The sequence below is a fragment of the Rhizobium sp. CSW-27 genome (assembly GCF_018760785.1).
Classification (GTDB): Bacteria; Pseudomonadota; Alphaproteobacteria; order Rhizobiales; family Rhizobiaceae; genus Neorhizobium.
In genome coordinates, this window is record NZ_JAHHZO010000004.1 from 287,054 (window position 1) to 305,752 (window position 18,699).

Sequence of the window (18,699 nt, forward strand, 5' to 3'; positions counted from 1 at the left end):
TGATCTCGGCTGAAAAGCCCGTTGCGTGCCTTCGTATCTACCCGCTGGACACTCCGAGACTGGATCTTCTGACGGCCATGTTCCTTCGGCCCGGCGGTTTCAGACGGCCCTGGCTGCGTCCAGAATGCGCAGCTGGATGCGTCGGCTGCCCTGCCAGTGATCGGCGCCCAGCGAGCCGGCGAGATGCAGCGCGGCGCCGCGCGACGACAGGAGCAACTGGCCGAGCGGCGTGTCGGCGGCACGGAATGCAATGGCATCCAGCCGGCTGCCGTCCATCCCTTGCAGTACAACCTTCACATGCGCAGTGCCGATCAGTCGCGAATCGGTGATTCGATGCGCAGGCAGGGCAAAGACAGGCTGGCTGTGGCCCGAGCCATAGGGCCCTGCCTGCTCCATCTGGTCGATCAGGGCGAGCGTCGCACCGGAGGCCGCCAGCGCACCGTCGATCTTCAGCATGTGATTGGCAACAAGATCCGGCACGGTCTTCTGGGCCACCGCCTCAAAATGGGCGCGCAGCAGCCCGAGCTTGGAGCGTTCCACGGTGAGGCCTGCCGCCATGGCGTGTCCGCCGCCCTTGAGCAGCAGGCCTTCATCGACGGCGGCGCGCACCATGCGCCCCATGTCGAAGCCGGGAATCGACCGCCCCGACCCGGTGCCGCGTCCCGAGGAATCGAAAGCGATGGCAAAGGCCGGCCGCTTGAACTTTTCCTTCAGCCGCGCCGCGAGCAGGCCGACAATCCCCGGATGCCAGTTCTCTCGGGCAGTGACGATCACCGCCGCATTTTCGCCGGTGCCGTATTCGGCAATCACCTCGGCTTCCGCCTCCAGAAGCATGGCGGCTTCCATGGCCTGCCGCTCGCGATTCAGGTCGTCGAGCTGCGCGGCTATCGAATCGGCCACCGCCGGATCATCCATGGTCAGCAACCGGCTGCCGAGCGCGGCATCCCCGATTCGCCCGCCCGCATTGATGCGGGGACCGACCAGGAAGCCCAGGTGATAGGGCGTCACCGGGCCGGCAAGGCCGGCCTTGCGAAACAGGGCGGCAAGCCCGGCATTGCCCATGTGGCGTGCCGTCAGCAGGCCCTTCACCACATAGGCACGGTTCAGCCCCTTCAGCGGCACCACATCGCAGACCGTGGCAAGCGCCACCAGATCCAGCAGTCCCAGCAGATCGAGCGCCTTTGCCCGGTCGTCGCCCCGCTCGCGCAGCAGGCGGGCCGTGGCGACAAGCACGATGAAGACGACACCCGCCGCACAGAGATGTCCCTGCCCCGACAGATCGTCGTGCCGGTTCGGGTTGACGAGTGCCTGGCAGGGCGGCAGCTCGTGCCCCATCTGGTGATGGTCGATGACCACCACGTCGCAGCGCTCCTCGGCCGCAGCGGCCAGCGCCTCATGGCTGGTCGAACCGCAATCGACGGTAACGATCAGCTGCGCGCCGCCGGCAATCAGCTGACGCAGCGCCGCGGCATTCGGGCCGTAGCCTTCGAAGATGCGGTCGGGAATGTAGATCTGCGCCTCGACACCGAAATGGTGCAGGAAGCGCGACAGCAGAGCCGAGGATGCCGCACCGTCGACGTCGTAATCGCCGAAGATGGCCACCTTTTCCCGCCGGGCCACGGAATCTGCCAGCCGCGTGGCGGCCTTCTCGCAATCGATCAGCGAATAGGGCTCCGGCATCAGGCTGCGGATCGTCGGATCGAGAAAGCCCGGCGCCTCGTCCAGCGTCACACCGCGACCGGCCAGCACGCGGGCGATCAGTTCGGGAATGCCATGCACCTGCGCCATTGCGAGCGCACGGTTCTGTCCGGCCTGATCGAGCCGCGACACCCAGCGCTGACCGCTGACGGAACGTTCCACGCCGAGAAAGGCGCGGGAGACGGGATCAACCGGTTCGGACATGGCGATGGGCTTTCGGACGCTGCGGTCGTGCATGGACAGTCATGCACCGCCTTCTAGAGCGTTTCCGGGCCAGATTGAAGCATTCAGTTGGCCCGACCGGTGAAGGAAGCCATTCGGCGGGCGCGTGTCGCAACCCCGCTCCCCGATCAGGCGGCGAATCATCACGCCGGACGGACGACCAGGCGGCCCTTTTCAGCCAATCCGATCGGGTCGGGCTATCCGCCAGAATCAGAGGCAACCGACCCGGACCCGGCCTCTGGGCATGCCGAGCGCCACTCGCCCCTGCCCTGCCGAAGACCTGCTCCGGCACAATGCTTCGCAAGCCCGGAAATGCTCCGGGCTTACGAAGCACGTCTGAAGTACCATTGCGGATCTGCCGCCATGATGGGCGGCATCTTGCTCCGCTCAGATGACGGCCAGCACGGCAGACGCGCCGAGGCAGAGCGGCCAGCTTGCCAGCGCCATGGCGACACCCCAGTGACGGTCGGGATCACCATCGGCCTCATCGTCTTCGACGCCCGCGACGACGCCTCCTGCCTGGGGCCGGGCCACCAGGAGGCGATCCTCCGGATCGGCCTTCAGCTCGGTGTCTCCTGTCGCTCTCGACGGAAATGGAATGATGGACATCACAGGCGCCTCCCTTCGCTCATGAGTACGAAGGCAAGTCTACGCCCAAAATCAGCCTGTGACCAGCTTGCAGGCCGCGTGAGGCACGCAAGCCGCTCTTTGCCCGCTCAAAGCGCCTTCGGCCGCTCGATGCGGATGACCTGCGGCTCGCCGGCAAGGTAGCTGCCGGATTTGATGCCGGCGACCGCCCTGCGCACGGAATCCTCCGAGGTGGCGTGGGTCACGAGAATGATCGTCTTGGCATCGGTCGGCGCGCCGCCATTGGCGCGCTGCACGATGGATTCCAGCGAGATGCCGTTCTGCGCCATCTGCGTTGCGACACTGGCGAAGACGCCTGCCCGGTCCAGCACGGTCAGGCGGATGAAATAGCCCCCCTCGTGGCTCTGCATCTGCGCCTTGCGATAGGGCGCGAGATTTTCGGCCGGCGTGCCGAGAACCGGCACGCGCTGCGCGCCGGGGCGACTCTTGGCAATGTCGGCGATATCGCCGAGCACGGCCGAGGCGGTGGCATTGCCGCCGGCACCAGGGCCGACCATCAGCAGTTCGCCGAGAATATCGGATTCGATTGCCACGGCGTTGGTGACACCATCCACCTGGGCGATCACCGAATCATGCGGCACCATGGTGGGGTGCACGCGCTGCTCGATGCCGCTCTCGGTGCGCTGGGCAACGCCGAGAAGCTTGATGCGATAGCCAAGCTCGGCCGCCGCATGGATATCCTCGATCGAGATGTTCGAAATGCCTTCGAGATAGATCTCGTCAGCGGCGATTTCGGTACCGAAGGCCAGCGTCGTCAGGATGGCAAGCTTGTGGGCAGTATCGTTGCCCTCGATGTCGAAGGTCGGATCGGCCTCGGCATAACCCAGGCGCTGCGCTTCCTTCAGGCAGGCCTCGAAGGTCAGCCCCTCCTTCTCCATCCGGGTCAGGATGTAATTGCAGGTGCCGTTCATGATGCCGTAGACGCGGCTGACCGTGTTGCCGGTCAGCGATTCGCGCAGCGCCTTGATGACCGGGATGCCGCCGGCAACCGCCGCCTCGAAATTGAGAAGAACGCCCTTTTCCTCGGCGGTGCGCGCGAGTTCCACGCCATGGCGAGCCAGAAGCGCCTTGTTGGCGGTCACCACATGCAGGCCGCGGGAAAGAGCGATCCGCACCGCGCGCTCGGCCGGCCCCTCGGCTCCGCCGATCAGTTCGACGAAGACATCGATATCGGCTGTCTCGGCCATCGCCTCGGGTGTTTCGAACCAGACGGCGCCGGAGAGATCGACGCCGCGATCGCGGCTGCGGTCACGCGCGGAAACAGCAGCAATGGTGATGGGACGACCGCAGGTGATGGCCAGTTCATTGGCACGCGAAACGAGAATGCGTGCCAGCGATGCGCCAACGGTGCCCAGACCCGCAATACCGATTTTGAGGGCGTCTGCCATGCGTCAATTCCTGTCGAGAAAAAGCAGGCGGCAGAACGCCGCCCGAGATGAAAAATCCTAGCGATGTGCGTTGAGCGAAATCACATTGTGCAGCGTATCGTCAGCGGTGCCGAGGAACCGCTTGATGTTGCGCGCCGCCTGGCGGATGCGGTGCTCGTTCTCCACCAGCGCGATGCGCACGTAATCATCCCCGTGCTCGCCAAACCCGATGCCGGGCGCCACCGCAACATCGGCCTTTTCGATCAGCAGCTTGGAAAATTCCAGCGAACCGAGCGGACGGAACTTTTCCGGGATCGGAACCCAGGCGAACATCGAGGCGGCCGGCGGCGGAATGTCCCAGCCGGCGCGGCCGAAGCTTTCCACCATCACGTCACGACGGCGCTTGTAGGTCTGGCGGACCTCGTCGATGTGCTGCTCGATGTCGGGATCGTTGAGCGCTGCGGTCGCCGCCACCTGGATCGGCGTGAAGGCGCCGTAGTCGAGATAGGACTTCACCCGCGTCAGCGCCGAGATCAGCCGGTCATTGCCGACCGCAAAGCCCATGCGCCAGCCGGCCATGGAGAAGGTCTTGGACATGGAGGTGAATTCCACAGCCACATCCATCGCACCCGGCACCTGCAGGATGGAGGGCGTCGGTTTGCCGTCGAAATAGATTTCCGAATAGGCGAGGTCCGACAGCACGAAGATGCCGTGCTTCTTCGCGAAGGCCACCACGTCCTTGTAGAAATCGAGTTCCACCACCGTCGCCGTCGGGTTCGACGGGTAGCAGAGGATCATCGCGATCGGCTTGGGTATCGAGTGCGCCACGGCGCGTTCGAGTGCCCGGAAGAACTCTTCGTTCGGCTCGACGGGAATCGAGCGGATGACACCGCCGACCATCAGGAAGCCGAAGGCGTGGATCGGATAGGAAGGATTCGGGCACAGCACCACGTCGCCGGGCGCCGTGATCGCCTGCGCCATGTTGGCAAAGCCTTCCTTGGACCCCAGCGTCGCGACGACCTGGGTGTCCGGATTGAGCTTCACGCCGAAGCGGCGGGCATAATAGGCGGCCTGGGCGCGACGAAGGCCGGGAATGCCCTTCGATGAGGAATAGCCATGCGTATCGGGCCGCTGCACCGTCTCGACCAGCTTGTCCACGATGAACTTGTTGGTCGGAAGGTCGGGATTGCCCATGCCGAGATCGATGATGTCCGCGCCCGCCGCTCGCGCGCTGGCTTTCAAACGGTTGACCTGTTCGAAAACATAGGGCGGCAGTCTGCGGACTTTGTGAAACTCTTCCATCATGATCCTCGCGGGGAAAATCCAGGGCCCGTGGGATGCACAACCTGCGCCTCCCAACGCCGTTGCTTTGCGTCCAAAACCGGTCGAACGCAAGCGCTAATTGGCGATCTGGCTCTCGGTATCGGTCGCATGCTGGGCGGCCAGACGGCGCAATTCGGCGATGCGGCGCTGATACTCCGCCTCGCTCATGGCGCCCGAGGCGCGGGCGGCGGCAAGGCGCGAAAGCTGCGTTTCCGAGGTTGTCGCCTCGGCATCGCCGATCTGCGTATTGGCGGCCGTCAGCGGCGCACTGAAGGTCGGATAGGTTCCCGTGTCCTTCTTGGTCAGCGCCACCGGCGCCGGTGCATCCTGCGGCCCCACCACCACGGCCTTCGGTGCGGCGTTCGAAACGCCGTCGTCAAGGGCGAAGGTCTTGCAGCCGGCCAGAAGGAGCGGCACCGCCATGATCGCGATGATCCCCGGCAAACGCTTGAGGCCCGGCGCCAGTCCTACCATTGATGCAACCCTATTCTGCTTCAAAAATGACCCATATCGGGCCTGTCTTGCTGGCACTTGTATTCGGTTTCGGGCACAATGTAAAAACCAAAACAACGAACAAGCAGGGTAGAAGCGGGGGGAGCGGATCGCCATGGATGCGAGGGAGAAGACCGGAACGGCCGGTGGCGACTACGCGGGTTTCGATCCCAAGTCACTGGAAGCCTATATCGTCAGGGACCCGCAGAAGCTGGCGGTCAATCTGGCGAAGGCGGCGGAAAACCTCGGCAAGGCGGCCAGCGAATGGCTGGCACCGCGCGAACGCGGCGAAGTGGTCGACACGATCGATCCTGTCGCAGACATGATCAAGACGCTCTCAAAGGTCATCGAATACTGGATGTCGGAGCCGCAGCGCACTCTGGAGGCGCAGGGTCTGCTGCTGCAGGCCTATATGGGCATCTGGATGCGCACGCTGAACCGCCTGTCCGGCGAAGGCGATCCGGGCGAGCCGGACACGCTGCGCAAGGACAAGCGCTTTGCCGACGAGGAGTGGCGCAAGAATCCCTTCTTCGCCCTGTTGCGGCAGATCTATCTGGTCACGGCCGAATGGGCGGAAAAGATGGTGGAGAAGGCGGAAGGTCTCGACGATCACACCCGTCACAAGGCCGCCTTTTACGTGCGGCAGATGACGGCGGCCATCTCGCCCGCCAATTTCGCCCTCACCAATCCCGAGGTCTACCGAGAGATCGTGTCCACCGACGGCGCCAATCTGGTGCAGGGCATGAAGATGCTCTCGGAGGATATTGCTGCCGGCCGCGGCGAGCTTCGCCTGCGCCAGACCGATTACCAGAAATTCGCGGTCGGACAGAACCTGGCGCTGACGCCCGGCAAAGTGGTGGCCCGCAGCGCCGTCTGCGAGGTCATCCAGTATGCGCCGACAACGGAAACCGTGTTCAAGCGCCCTCTGCTCATCGTGCCGCCATGGATCAACAAGTTCTACATTCTCGATCTTGGCCCCGAAAAGAGCTTCATCAAGTGGTGCGTCGACCAGGGGCATACGGTCTTCGTGATCTCCTGGGTCAATCCGGATGAACGCCACGCAGACATGACCTGGGAGACCTACAGCCAGGAAGGCATCGACTTCGCCCTGTCTGCCGTCGAGGAGGCAACCGGCGAACAGGACATCAACCTGATCGGCTACTGCGTTGGCGGCACGCTGCTTGCAGCAACGCTTGCCATCCACGCCAGCCGCGGCGACAAGCGGGTCAAATCCGCCACCTTCCTCACCACCCAGGTGGATTTCGTGCATGCCGGCGATCTCAAGGTCTTCGTAGACGAGGAACAGCTCGACGCACTCGAAAGCCAGATGAAGGCGACCGGCTATCTGGCCGGCTCCAAGATGGCGAGCGCCTTCAACATGCTGCGCGCCTCCGAGCTGATCTGGCCCTATGTGGTCAGCAACTACCTCAAGGGCCGCGAACCCATGGCCTTCGACCTGCTCTACTGGAATTCCGATTCCACCCGCATGACGCCGGCCAACCACGCCTTCTATCTGCGCCACTGCTATCTGGAGAACCGGCTGAGCAAGGGGGAAATGACCCTGTTCGGCCAGAAGGTGAACCTCGCGGACGTGAAGATCCCGATCTACAATCTCGCCGCCCGCGAGGACCACATCGCCCCGGCCCGCTCGGTGTTTGCCGGCTGCCGCTTCTTCGGCGGTCAGGTGGATTTCGTCCTGAGCGGCTCCGGCCACATTGCCGGCGTCGTCAACCCGCCGGACAAGAAGAAGTACCAGTACTGGACCAATGGCCCGGCCGTCGGCACGCTGGAGGACTGGGTAGCCGGCGCGCACGAGACGCCGGGCTCCTGGTGGCCGCACTGGCAGGCCTGGATCGAGGCCCGCAACGCCGATCGCGTCGCAGCCAGACAGCCAGGCGCCAAGGGGGCCGCCCCGCTTTGCGAGGCACCGGGCACCTATGTGCTGGTGCGCAGCTGAGGCTGAGGGTTCCACCGCATGCAGTTCGATCCGCCGCTGGTGCCGGCACGCCTTGTCAGCCGGTACAAGCGCTTCCTCTTCGATGCCATCCTGGAGGATGGCACGGCCATCACCGGCTCCTGCCCCAATACCGGCTCGATGCGCGGCCTGACGGCACCCGGTTCACGCATCTTCCTGTCCGAACATGACAGCCCGAGCCGCAAATATCGCCACATGCTGGAAATGGTCGAGGCGGATGATACGCTGGTCGGCATCAATACCGGCCTGCCGAACCGGCTGGCGGAAGAGGCGATTGCCGGCGGACTGATTCCCGAACTTGCCGGCTACACCACGCTGAAGCGCGAACAGCGCTATGGCCAGAACTCCCGCATCGACCTGCTGCTGCTGGATGAGATGCTTCCGCCGGCCTATGTCGAGGTGAAGAACGTCCATTACAGGCGGCATCCGGGCCTTGCGGAATTTCCCGATTCGGTGACGAGCCGTGGCGCAAAGCATCTGGACGAACTGGCGGAGATGGTGGCGACCGGACACCGGGCGGCGATGCTTTATGTGATCCAGCGCGGCGACTGCGCCCGTCTTCGCATCTGCGAGGAACTGGATCCGGCCTATGACGCGGCCTTTCGCCGGGCGAGAGCCCGCGGCGTGGAGGCCTATGCGGTGTCCTGCGCCGTTTCCCCGCAGGGAATCCGCCCCGATAGGCCAATCCCGATAGACGAAGACGGACCGGCTGGTTAAAAACAACCTGTCCGAGACGAAAGTGAATCCATGGTGACTTATATCGAGGCGGCCTCAGCGCCGAAGAAGAACACGGGAGCAATCCGGCTCTACAATACCGGCGAGGATTTTGCCGGGATGCGCCGGGCCTGTCAGCTGACGGCGCGCTGCCTGGACGAACTGGCCGCCATGGTCAAGCCCGGCGTCACCACCAATGCCATCGACCGCTTCGTCTTCGAATTCGGCATGGACCACGGCGCCCTGCCCGCGACGCTGAATTATCGCGGCTACAAGTATTCGGTCTGCACCTCGTTGAACCACGTCGTCTGCCACGGGATGCCGGACGACAAGCCGCTGCGCGAGGGCGACATCGTCAACATCGACGTCACCTATATTCTCGATGGCTGGCACGGTGATTCCAGCCGTATGTATCCCGTCGGCCAGATCAAGCGCGCCGCGGAGCGCCTGCTTGAAGTGACCCATGAATGCCTGATGCGCGGCATCGCCGCCGTGAAACCGGGCGTGCGCACCGGCGCGATCGGCGCCGCCATCCAGAGCTATGCCGAAAAGGAACGCTGTTCGGTGGTACGGGATTTCTGCGGCCACGGCGTCGGTCGCCTGTTCCACGACAGCCCGAACATTCTGCACTACGGCACGCCGGAGGAAGGTCCGGAACTGCGCGAAGGCATGATCTTCACCATCGAGCCGATGATCAATCTTGGCAAGCCGCATGTGAAGGTGCTCTCCGATGGCTGGACGGCGGTGACCCGTGACCGCTCGCTTTCGGCGCAGTACGAGCATGCCGTCGGCGTCACCGCCACCGGCTGCGAGATCTTCACCCTGTCACCGGGCGGTCTCGACCGTCCGGGTCTTGCGCCGCTCAAAGGGTAATCCATGCCGCAACCGCCTCTGCCTTCCTCCAAGACGTCTGACGGATCCGACGAGAGGGCGGAGGCAGAGGCACAAGACGACTTTCTGTTTCCCGACGAGCGCGGCTTCTTTGCCGAACAGGCTCCGAAGCCGGGCAATGTGAAGAAGTCGCGCCCCGTGAAGGTGGAGGAACCGCCGGCGCATTATCACGGCCACCGCGACCGGCTGCGCAATCGCTACCGCGAGCATGGCGACACCGCACTTGCCGATTACGAGATCCTCGAACTCCTGCTGTTCCGGCTGATCCCGCGTCGCGACACCAAGCCGATCGCCAAAGCGCTGATCGATCGCTTCGGCAATCTGGCCGGCGTGTTCGGTGCCGAAGCAGGGCTGCTGCAGGAGGTGAAGGGCGTCGGTGAAAGCGTGGCGCTGGATCTGAAGCTGATCGCCTCGGTCGGCCAGCGTATCCTCAAGAGCGAACTGCGCGGCAAGCAGGTGCTGTCCTCCTGGTCGTCCGTGATCGATTACTGCCATGCCGCCATGGCCTATGAGGCGCGCGAGCAGTTCCGCATCCTGTTCCTCGACAAGCGCAATGCGCTGATCGCCGACGAGGTGCAGGGGCGCGGCACGGTGGACCATACGCCCGTCTATCCGCGCGAGGTGGTGCGCCGGGCGCTGGAGCTGTCGGCCACCGCCATCATTCTCGTGCACAACCATCCCTCCGGCGATCCCACGCCCTCGCGTGCCGATATCGACATGACGAAGACGATCATCGACACGGCAAAGCCGCTCGGAATTACCGTTCACGATCACATCATCATCGGCAAGGACGGGCATGTCAGCTTCCGCGGCCTGCGGCTGATCTGAAGCCCGCCTGCCCGCGATTTTGTGCAGCGCATCGGCCCGACCATACGCGGCTTTAGTCGCATTCCCGCATTTTTGCGGGAACGTCGCAGACCGATGAGAAATTGGTCAGAAATCGACGTTATCATTTGACCGACATCACGTGTTGCGGTGCAATAGGCATCTCATCCCAAGACGAGGCACATCCATGCATCATTACGATCTCATCGTCATCGGCAGCGGGCCGGCCGGTCGGCGCGCGGCAATCCAGGCTGCCAAGCTGGAGAAGAAGGTTCTCGTCGTGGAGCAGGGCCGTCGGGTCGGCGGCGTATCCGTTCACACCGGCACCATACCGTCCAAGACGCTGCGCGAGACGGCGCTGAACCTCACCGGTTGGCGCGAGCGCGGCTTCTATGGCCGCTCCTACCGCGTCAAGCAGGACATCAGCGCCGATGACCTGCGCCGCCGCCTGCTGATCACACTGGATCACGAGGTGGAGGTTCTGGAGCACCAGTTCGCCCGCAACCGCGTGCAGCTGATGCGCGGCCGTGCGAAATTCGTCGATCCCAACACGCTGGAGATCGAGAAGGCGGATGGCGAGATCCTGCGCACCACGGCAGCCTCCATCCTGCTCGCCGTCGGTACCCGGCCCTATCGCCCCGGCCATATCCCGTTCGACGGCGAGGCGATCATCGACAGCGACGAGCTTCTGGAAATCAAGCGCGTGCCGCGCTCGCTGATCGTCGTCGGCGCCGGCGTCATCGGCATCGAATATGCGACGATCTTCAGCGCGCTCGATACGCAGGTGACGGTGGTGGAACCGCGCGACAGCATGCTCGATTTCATCGACAAGGAGATCGTCGAGGATTTTGCCTACCAGTTGCGCGACCGTAACATGAAGCTGATCTTCGGACAGACGGTGGATACCGTCGTGCGGGAGGAAAATACCGGCAAATGCCGCGTCACGCTGAAGAGCGGCCGTTCGCTGCAGGCGGAAATGGTGCTCTTCGCCGCTGGCCGCGTCGGCGCCACCGACACCCTGAACCTTGCCGCCGCCGGACTCGAGGCCGATAGCCGCGGCCGCCTGAAGATTGATCCGGAAACCTTCCAGACCGCCGTGCCGCATATCTATGCCGCAGGCGACGTCGTCGGCTTTCCGAGCCTTGCCTCCACATCGATGGAACAGGGCCGCATCGCCGCCCGCCATGCGGTCGGCGCTCCCGCCAGCGAGCCGCCGCAATATTTCCCGTATGGCATCTATGCCGTCCCGGAGATTTCCACCTGCGGCCTCAGCGAGGAAGAGGTCATCCAGCGCGGCATTCCCTACGAGACCGGCATCGCGCATTTCCGCGAAACCTCGCGCGGTCACATCATGGGCCTCGACACCGGCCTGCTGAAGATGATCTTCTCACTGAAGACGCGTCGCCTGCTCGGCGTGCATATTGTCGGCGAAGGCGCGACGGAGCTCGTTCATATCGGCCAGGCGGTGCTGAACCTGAAGGGCACGGTCGAGTATTTCGTGGAAAACACCTTCAACTATCCGACGCTTGCCGAAGCCTACAAGATTGCCGGCCTCGATGCCTGGAACCGCATGGGCGAAGGCCCGAAGGAAGCGCCGGTGGCAACGGGTCAGTCGACGGATGTCGCGACGGCCAATGCCGAGCCGCTGCCGCTGGCCGAGCCCAAGAAAAAAGCCGCCTCGAACTGAGGCGGCTTGCAGATCCGGCAGAACAGATGACACATGAAAAAGGCGGCTCTCGGGCCGCCTTTCTCGTATCGATCAACGCGAATAGAATTCGACGACCAGGTTCGGTTCCATGATGACCGGGTACGGAACGTCGGAGAGCGACGGTACGCGGGCAAAGGTGGCAACCATCTTGTTGTGGTCGACTTCGATATAGTCCGGAACGTCACGCTCGGCGAGCTGAACCGATTCCAGAACCGTGACCAGCTGCTTGGACTTCTGGCGCACTTCGATCACGTCGCCAGCCTTGCAGCGGTACGAACCGATGTTGACGCGCACACCGTTGACGGTGACGTGGCCGTGGTTGACGAACTGGCGGGCAGCCCAGACGGTCGGCACGAACTTGGCGCGGTAGACGATGGCGTCCAGGCGCGATTCGAGCAGGCCGATCAGGTTTTCGCCGGTGTCGCCCTTGCGACGGTTGGCTTCGTCATAGATGGCGCGGAACTGCTTCTCGCGGATATCGCCGTAGTAGCCCTTCAGCTTCTGCTTGGCGCGCAGCTGCACGCCGAAGTCGGAAAGCTTGCCCTTGCGGCGCTGGCCGTGCTGGCCCGGGCCGTATTCGCGACGGTTGACCGGGGACTTCGGACGGCCCCAGATGTTTTCGCCCATACGGCGATCGATTTTGTACTTGGACGACGCGCGCTTGCTCATCGTATTTCCTTCTCAAACAAACAACGACCGGGCTGCTTCCAGACCGGACCCGAGGAAACACGCCCTCCTAAGAGCCCGAACCTTGCGGCGGCTCTGACAGGTTTCTCACGGAGCGTCCGGAGACAACCACGGGACATGTCAAATGAAACACCGGGCGTTTCCACCCGGCGTTGGCGCGGTCTTTAGGGGGAAGTCATGGAATTGTCAACATCGCCCAGGAAGGAGCCGTGGATCAAGGCCGCGTTAACGACGATGCCGCCCGCCGCGATGTCACCTTACATTTTTTTCATGTTGCGCTCTTGAAGGCGAAATTGTGGCTTCCCATCTGGCGTCTCAGCACCGGGCCCCTCTGACGTGTATCGCCGGATCGACCGTGATGTCGGTGCTTTTCCAGTCAACTTTGATCCGGCTTCGAAAGAGCCGTCATGGATTTTCTGTTCCTCGACCTCCTCGGCAAGCCCGTCTGGATGTGGCTTACCTTTGTCGCCGTTGTTCTCGTTCTCCTCGCGCTTGATCTCGGCGTCCTTCACAAGGACAGCCGCGAGATCGGCATCAAGGAGAGTTTTGCCCTTTCCGCCTTCTACATTGCCCTTGGCCTTGCCTTCGGCGGCTGGATCTGGTTCCAGAGCGGTGAACAGGCCGGTCTGGAATATCTGACCGGCTTCGTAGTCGAGAAGAGCCTCGCGATGGACAATATCTTCGTCATCGCCATGATCTTCACCTACTTCTCGATTCCGCGCGCCTACCAGCACCGCGTGCTGCTCTGGGGCATCCTCGGCGTCATCGTCCTGCGTGGCGTGATGATTGCCGCCGGTGCCGCCATCGTCGAGAACTACAACTGGGTTCTCTATCTCTTTGCGGCCTTCCTGATCGTGACCGGCATCAAGATGCTGCTGACGGCCGACAAGGAGTATGACGTCGCCTCAAACCCGGTGCTGAAATTCCTGCGGCGCAAGCTGCCGGTGACCGATGGTTTGCGCGGCGAAAAGTTCGTGGTGCGTGAAGCCGACGAAAAGACCGGCAAGCTGAAGACCTTCATCACGCCGCTCTTCCTGGCGCTGGTGATGGTGGAACTCGCCGATGTCATCTTCGCCGTCGATTCGATCCCGGCCATCTTCGCGATCACCACGGACCCCTACATCGTCTACACTTCCAACATCTTCGCCATCCTTGGACTGCGCGCCCTCTATTTCGCGCTGTCGGCCCTCATCCACCGCTTCGCCTACCTGAAGTATGCGCTGTCCGTCGTGCTGATCTTCATCGGCTCGAAGATCTTCCTGGCCGACATGCTGGGCCTTGCCAAGATCCCGCCTGTGGTGTCGCTTTCGGTCACGCTCGGCATCCTGGCGGCCGGCATCTTCGGCTCGCTCTGGGCGACCCGCAACGGCAACACGCAGCTGACCAAGCCAGCCGAATAACGGCATCCTCCATCTGATCGCCGCGCCGGACAAACCGGCGCGGTTGTCGCATCCGGCATTTCCGCCACCCGTCGAGCGCGCTACAGTCGGCCCTCACGTCAGCCAGAATCGGATGCGCGCCCATGTCTCTTCCCACCGACACCGTTCTCGATCGCTTCCTGCGTTATGTTGTCATCGACACGCAGTCCGACCCGACCTCCTCTGCCCAGCCCTCCACGGAAAAGCAGAAGAACCTCGGACGCGTGCTCGAGCAGGAGCTGAAGGCGCTGGGACTTGCCGATGCGCATCTCGACGAGCACGGCAATGTCTATGCGACCATTGCCGCGACGAGCGACAAGGCGGTTCCGGCCATCTGCTTCTGCGCGCACATGGATACGGCACCGGACTTTTCCGGCACCGGTGTCAAACCGCAACTGGTCCGCAATTATCAGGGCGGCGACATTCGCCTCGTCGGCGACACCACCCAGGTGATTCGCGTGGCGGAACATCCGGAACTGAAGAACCAGATCGGCCATGACATCGTCACCACCGACGGCACGACGCTGCTCGGCGCCGATGACAAGGCGGGCGTTGCCGAGATCATGACCGCCGCGCAGGTCCTCGTCCGCCATCCGGAGATCCCGCACGGGCCGGTGAAGATCCTGTTCACCACCGACGAGGAGATCGGTCGCGGCGCCGACAAGGTGGACCTTGCCAAGCTTGGCGCCGCCTTCGGCTACACGCTCGATGGCTCCACCATCGGCGAGATCGAGAACGAGAACTTTTCCGCCGATGGCGTGACCATCAGCATCAAGGGCGTCGCCATCCATCCCGGCACCGCCAAGGACAAGATGGAGAATGCCATCAAGATCGCCGCCGAGATCGTCGCCCGGCTGCCGAAGGACCAGGCGCCGGAGACGACCGAAGGGCACCAGGGCTTCATCCATCCCGTCGGCATCAGCGGCTCGATGGAGGGCGCGCAGATCAGCTTCATCATCCGCGATTTCGAGGAACAGGGGCTGACCGACAAGGAAGACCTGCTGAAGGCGATCACCGAACAGGTGATGGCAACCTATCCCGGCTCGACCTTCACCTTCACGGTGCGGCAGCAGTATCGCAACATGAAGATCGTGCTCGACCGTCATCCGGAGGTGATGGACAATCTGCTGGAGGCCACCCGCCGCATCGGCCTCGAGCCGAAGATCACCAGCATTCGCGGCGGAACCGACGGCGCCCGCCTCTCCTTCATGGGCCTGCCCTGCCCCAACATCTTCACCGGTGGCCACGCCTATCACTCGCCGCTGGAATGGATCAGCGTTCAGGACATGGAAACGGCGGTGAAAGCCATCGTGGAACTGGTGAAGGTGTGGGAAGAGCGCGCCTGACACGCCCATGCGGCAGTGCTGGCGGTCAGGGCGGCAGAAAGCCTCGGCCGCGCATCCACGCCTCAAGCGCCGGGGTCCAGTTCACCTCCTGACGGCGGCCCTGCCCCATGGCAAAGCCGTGGCCGCCTTCATCGAACAGCCTCAACTCCACGGGAATGCCGGCCTGATCGCAGGCCTGCTGCATCAGCAGCGAGTTCTGGACGCTCGCAATCTCGTCGTCGCGCGCCTGCACCAGAAAGAAGGGCGGCGCATCGGGTGGGACATGTGTTTCCACCGACCAGCGATCCGCCGCGCCCGGCTGCGGCCTGCGTCCGATCAGACGCCGCCGCGCGGATGTGTGATCATAGGGCGGTTTCAGGGTAATCACCGGATAGGCGAGAACGGCAAAATCGGGGCGCGCCGGGAGCTGATCGGCCTCATCGACCGGCGCATAGGCATCTTCGGCAAACCGGGTGGCGGCAAGCCCAGCAAGATGGCCGCCGGCGGAAAAGCCCAGGCAGCCGATACGGGTCGGGTCAAGACCAAGCGGGCCAGCCGACGCGCGAATCAGGCGAAGCGCCCGAAGGGCATCCTGAAGCGGTGCGAGTGGCCCCACCCTCCAGCCTTCGTCCGGCAGTCGATAACTCAGAATGAAGGCGGTCACGCCGCGCTGCGTCATCCAGCGGGCCGCGACCTCCGCCTCCTTGCGCTGCTGGATGACCCGGTAACCTCCGCCGGCGGTGATCAGAACCGCGGTACCGTTCGCGCGTGCTGGTCGCAGCGTCCGCAGGTCCGGCTCGGCGATGTTGGAGACAGCGCCGCGTCGATCCACCTGCCGGACGCCCGAAGGTCCGCCGCCGCCCGGCGGTGCCTTGGGCCACAGCAGAATATCATCAGGGGGAAGCAGGGGGTGATCCGGTGCGCCCGGATCGCCGGCCGCGGCGGCAAGGCGCGGGAAGAGCGCGGCCGCCCCCAGCAGGGCCATCAAATGCCGACGCCCGCTCTGCATCTGCTCCAGCCTTTCTGCTCGTGCCGGCGACAAATCGCCTGCAGCTGTCACGGAGGGCGCCCCTTTCGGCCGGCCGCCCGAACTGCTGTCCTATTCCGCAGCGAAACGATCCGGCCGCACCGGTTCGTCATCGGTGGCATCCGGAGCGCCCGGAGCGGTCTGCACGTCTAGATCCGGGAAGGCGACGATGCGCTTGCCGGAAAAGTCGGAATGCACCACGATAAGATTCTGCTCCTCGAAATAGCCGAGAAGACGGCGCGCGCGACGTGCCGAATGCGTGCCATAGGCCTTGGCGATGCGCATGTCGGACGGGCAGGGCTCGCCCGTCAGCGCCGCCTTGGCCATCAGCAGGAACACACCCTGCAGATCGTCCGAGACACGGGCGGAAAGCTCCAGCGCCGTCTGCCAACCGGGGGTCGCGGCCGTTTCCTCGTCTACTCCGGCCCGTGAGATCGCCAGCCGGCGGCGGAATTCCCCCATGGACATCGGCGGTCCGGGCAGGCGGCGCATGCGGGCGCGCACGAGAAAATCCTGGTACAGCACCGAATCGGTGCGATAGGTGGCCTGCGGATCGTCGATGATCTCGGACAGCACAGCCGCCAGCCGCTCCTCCCGCTCTTCCGGCGAAAGCTCCGGCTGGGCAGGGCGGCTCGGTTCCTGCGGCGCTGCGCTGACGGAGGGCGTCGAGCGGGACAGTTCGGCGAGAATATCCGTCGTCGGCCGCGGCGCAGGCGGGGCGCGGCGCACGATCGGCCGGGTGAATTCCTCCGGATCGGGCGTGAAGATCAGGTCTTCCACATCCTGCGGCGCATCGGGAAGCGGCATCAGCTTCGGCGACGAGGAGCGCGCCGAGGTTTCGACCGCACCGATGACGATCGGCAGCGGCCGACGCGACAGGGCCGGCCCGAGGGCGACGAAATTGCCGCGCTTCAGGTCGCGGAACATTTCCGCCTGGCGGCGATCCATGCCGAGCAGGTCGGCGGCACGTGCCATGTCGATATCGAGAAAGGTACGACCCATCAGGAAATTGGAGGCTTCGGCCGCCACGTTCTTGGCAAGCTTGGCCAGGCGCTGCGTGGCAATCACGCCGGCAAGGCCGCGCTTTCGGCCACGGCACATCAGATTGGTCATCGCGCCGAGCGACAGCTTGCGGGCGTCTTCCGACACATCGCCGCCGACGGAGGGCGCAAACATCTGCGCCTCGTCCACCACCACCAGCACGGGATACCAGTATTCGCGGTCGGCATCGAAGAGGCCGTTGAGGAAGGTGCCGGCGGCGCGCATCTGCTCTTCCAGATCGAGCCCTTCCAACGTCAGCACGCAGGATACCCGGTGCTGGCGGATGCGGGTTGCGATGCCGATCAGTTCGGCTTCCGTGCGCTCGCCATCGACGACGACATGGCCATACTTGTCGGCCAGCGTGACGAAATCCCCTTCCGGATCGATGATCACCTGCTGCACCCACGGTGCCGACTGCTCCAGCAGCCGCCGCAGAAGATGCGACTTGCCGGAACCCGAATTGCCCTGCACCAGAAGACGGGTGGCCAGAAGCTCTTCGATATCGAGCTTGGCCGGCTGCCCGCCGGACACAGTTCCCATATCGATGCCTACCTGCACGGCCTTGAACCTCTCATGCACATGATCCGTCGGACGGGGCTCTTCCCCGCTCATCCGGCAGTGCTCTAGCAGATCATCCGCGATTCTGCGCGCCCCAAAGGAGCGTGATCAACAGGCAATCAGCCGGCAGCCCGACGATATCCGGCAGCCAGCAGGCCGGCGCCGATCATCAGCGAGCCGCCCGTGCGGTTGACGATGCGGCGCACCTGCGGCTTGCGCACCGTCTCGCGCGCCATGGAGGCCAGAAGGCCGTAAAGGGCAGCATTGAGCGTAGCGAGCACCAGAAAGGTGACCTCGAGAATCACCATCTGCATCGGCAGCGGATGCGTGAGATCGAAGAACTGCGGCAGGAAGGCCACGAAGAACACGATGCTCTTCGGGTTCAGCGCCGTCACCACATAGGTATGCAGGAAAATGCGCGTCGCCGGCTCGTCGGTCTCCGTGGCCGCATCGACATCGCCCACAGCACCGACCGGCGAACGCCACAGCTTGATGCCGAGGTAGATCAGATAGGCCGCGCCGATCCATTTCAGCACCGTGAAGGCGGAAGCCGACGCCGCCAGAAGGGCGCCGAGCCCGAGCATGGAGGCGGTCATCGCCGTAAAATCCCCCAGCGCCACGCCTGCCACCGTCGCCGCCGCCACCTTGCGCCCGTGCGACAGCGCGTAGGAGATGACAAGCAGGATGGTCGGCCCCGGAATTGCCAGCATGACGGCAGAGGCGGCAACAAAGGCAAGCCAGTTTTCAATCGGCATCGGCGCATTCCTTTCGTGTTCAAAG

At 63.9% G+C, this 18,699-nt stretch carries 16 protein-coding genes; 7 read left to right on the forward strand and 9 right to left on the reverse strand.

Annotation, left to right across the window (positions count from 1 at the left end; all coding sequences use genetic code 11):
- Positions 1 to 99: 99 nt before the first annotated feature.
- The 5 genes from recJ to KLP42_RS26905 form a co-directional block, all read right to left on the reverse strand.
- Positions 100 to 1,902 (reverse strand): single-stranded-DNA-specific exonuclease RecJ, encoded by a 1,803-nt coding sequence (recJ, locus tag KLP42_RS10465; RefSeq protein ID WP_215566464.1) that lies wholly within the window; start codon positions 1,900 to 1,902, stop codon positions 100 to 102.
- Positions 1,903 to 2,307: 405 nt separating this feature from the next.
- On the reverse strand, positions 2,308 to 2,529 hold the full coding sequence (locus KLP42_RS10470; protein WP_215566466.1) for a hypothetical protein: 222 nt from the start codon (positions 2,527 to 2,529) through the stop codon (positions 2,308 to 2,310).
- 107 nt (positions 2,530 to 2,636) lie between these two features.
- Positions 2,637 to 3,956 (reverse strand): homoserine dehydrogenase, encoded by a 1,320-nt coding sequence (locus KLP42_RS10475; RefSeq protein WP_215566468.1) that lies wholly within the window; start codon positions 3,954 to 3,956, stop codon positions 2,637 to 2,639.
- 57 nt (positions 3,957 to 4,013) lie between these two features.
- A complete protein-coding gene (locus KLP42_RS10480) occupies positions 4,014 to 5,237 on the reverse strand; it encodes an LL-diaminopimelate aminotransferase (protein WP_215566777.1) in 1,224 nt (407 codons plus the stop codon).
- 96 nt (positions 5,238 to 5,333) lie between these two features.
- Positions 5,334 to 5,732 (reverse strand): SHOCT domain-containing protein, encoded by a 399-nt coding sequence (locus KLP42_RS26905; RefSeq protein WP_252192897.1) that lies wholly within the window; start codon positions 5,730 to 5,732, stop codon positions 5,334 to 5,336.
- A gap of 133 nt (positions 5,733 to 5,865) precedes the next feature.
- Between KLP42_RS26905 and KLP42_RS10490 the strand changes: the two genes are divergently transcribed.
- From KLP42_RS10490 to sthA, 5 genes are all read left to right on the forward strand, one after another.
- The gene (locus KLP42_RS10490; protein WP_215566470.1) at positions 5,866 to 7,707 is read left to right on the forward strand and encodes a PHA/PHB synthase family protein; all 1,842 of its coding nucleotides are present in this window, start codon (positions 5,866 to 5,868) and stop codon (positions 7,705 to 7,707) included.
- Between the two features lie 18 nt (positions 7,708 to 7,725).
- Complete coding sequence (sfsA, locus tag KLP42_RS10495; RefSeq protein ID WP_215566472.1) at positions 7,726 to 8,442, forward strand: DNA/RNA nuclease SfsA; 717 nt, start codon at positions 7,726 to 7,728, stop codon at positions 8,440 to 8,442.
- Between the two features lie 30 nt (positions 8,443 to 8,472).
- Entirely contained in the window at positions 8,473 to 9,312 is an 840-nt protein-coding gene (gene map, locus KLP42_RS10500) for a type I methionyl aminopeptidase (protein WP_215566474.1), read from the forward strand.
- A 3-nt stretch (positions 9,313 to 9,315) separates the two neighbouring features.
- Complete coding sequence (gene radC / locus KLP42_RS10505) at positions 9,316 to 10,158, forward strand: RadC family protein (RefSeq protein WP_215566476.1); 843 nt, start codon at positions 9,316 to 9,318, stop codon at positions 10,156 to 10,158.
- Positions 10,159 to 10,342: 184 nt separating this feature from the next.
- Positions 10,343 to 11,842 (forward strand): Si-specific NAD(P)(+) transhydrogenase, encoded by a 1,500-nt coding sequence (gene sthA, locus KLP42_RS10510; RefSeq protein WP_215566478.1) that lies wholly within the window; start codon positions 10,343 to 10,345, stop codon positions 11,840 to 11,842.
- 72 nt (positions 11,843 to 11,914) lie between these two features.
- Here the strand turns inward: sthA and rpsD are convergent, their stop codons facing one another.
- Positions 11,915 to 12,532, reverse strand: coding sequence for a 30S ribosomal protein S4 (gene rpsD / locus KLP42_RS10515; protein ID WP_142881056.1), 618 nt, complete (start codon positions 12,530 to 12,532; stop codon positions 11,915 to 11,917).
- Between the two features lie 425 nt (positions 12,533 to 12,957).
- Here rpsD and KLP42_RS10520 point away from each other — a divergent pair, with 425 nt between their 5' ends.
- Together KLP42_RS10520 and pepT are read left to right on the forward strand one after the other, a co-directional pair.
- The gene (locus KLP42_RS10520; RefSeq protein ID WP_215566480.1) at positions 12,958 to 13,950 is read left to right on the forward strand and encodes a TerC family protein; all 993 of its coding nucleotides are present in this window, start codon (positions 12,958 to 12,960) and stop codon (positions 13,948 to 13,950) included.
- 122 nt (positions 13,951 to 14,072) lie between these two features.
- The gene (gene pepT, locus KLP42_RS10525) at positions 14,073 to 15,314 is read left to right on the forward strand and encodes a peptidase T (RefSeq protein ID WP_215566482.1); all 1,242 of its coding nucleotides are present in this window, start codon (positions 14,073 to 14,075) and stop codon (positions 15,312 to 15,314) included.
- Between the two features lie 25 nt (positions 15,315 to 15,339).
- Here the strand turns inward: pepT and KLP42_RS10530 are convergent, their stop codons facing one another.
- From KLP42_RS10530 to KLP42_RS10540, 3 genes are all read right to left on the reverse strand, one after another.
- On the reverse strand, positions 15,340 to 16,278 hold the full coding sequence (locus KLP42_RS10530; protein ID WP_215566484.1) for an alpha/beta hydrolase: 939 nt from the start codon (positions 16,276 to 16,278) through the stop codon (positions 15,340 to 15,342).
- 114 nt (positions 16,279 to 16,392) lie between these two features.
- Positions 16,393 to 17,919 (reverse strand): helicase HerA domain-containing protein, encoded by a 1,527-nt coding sequence (locus KLP42_RS10535; RefSeq protein ID WP_215566486.1) that lies wholly within the window; start codon positions 17,917 to 17,919, stop codon positions 16,393 to 16,395.
- Between the two features lie 119 nt (positions 17,920 to 18,038).
- A complete protein-coding gene (locus tag KLP42_RS10540) occupies positions 18,039 to 18,674 on the reverse strand; it encodes a LysE family translocator (RefSeq protein WP_215566488.1) in 636 nt (211 codons plus the stop codon).
- Positions 18,675 to 18,699: the final 25 nt, after the last annotated feature.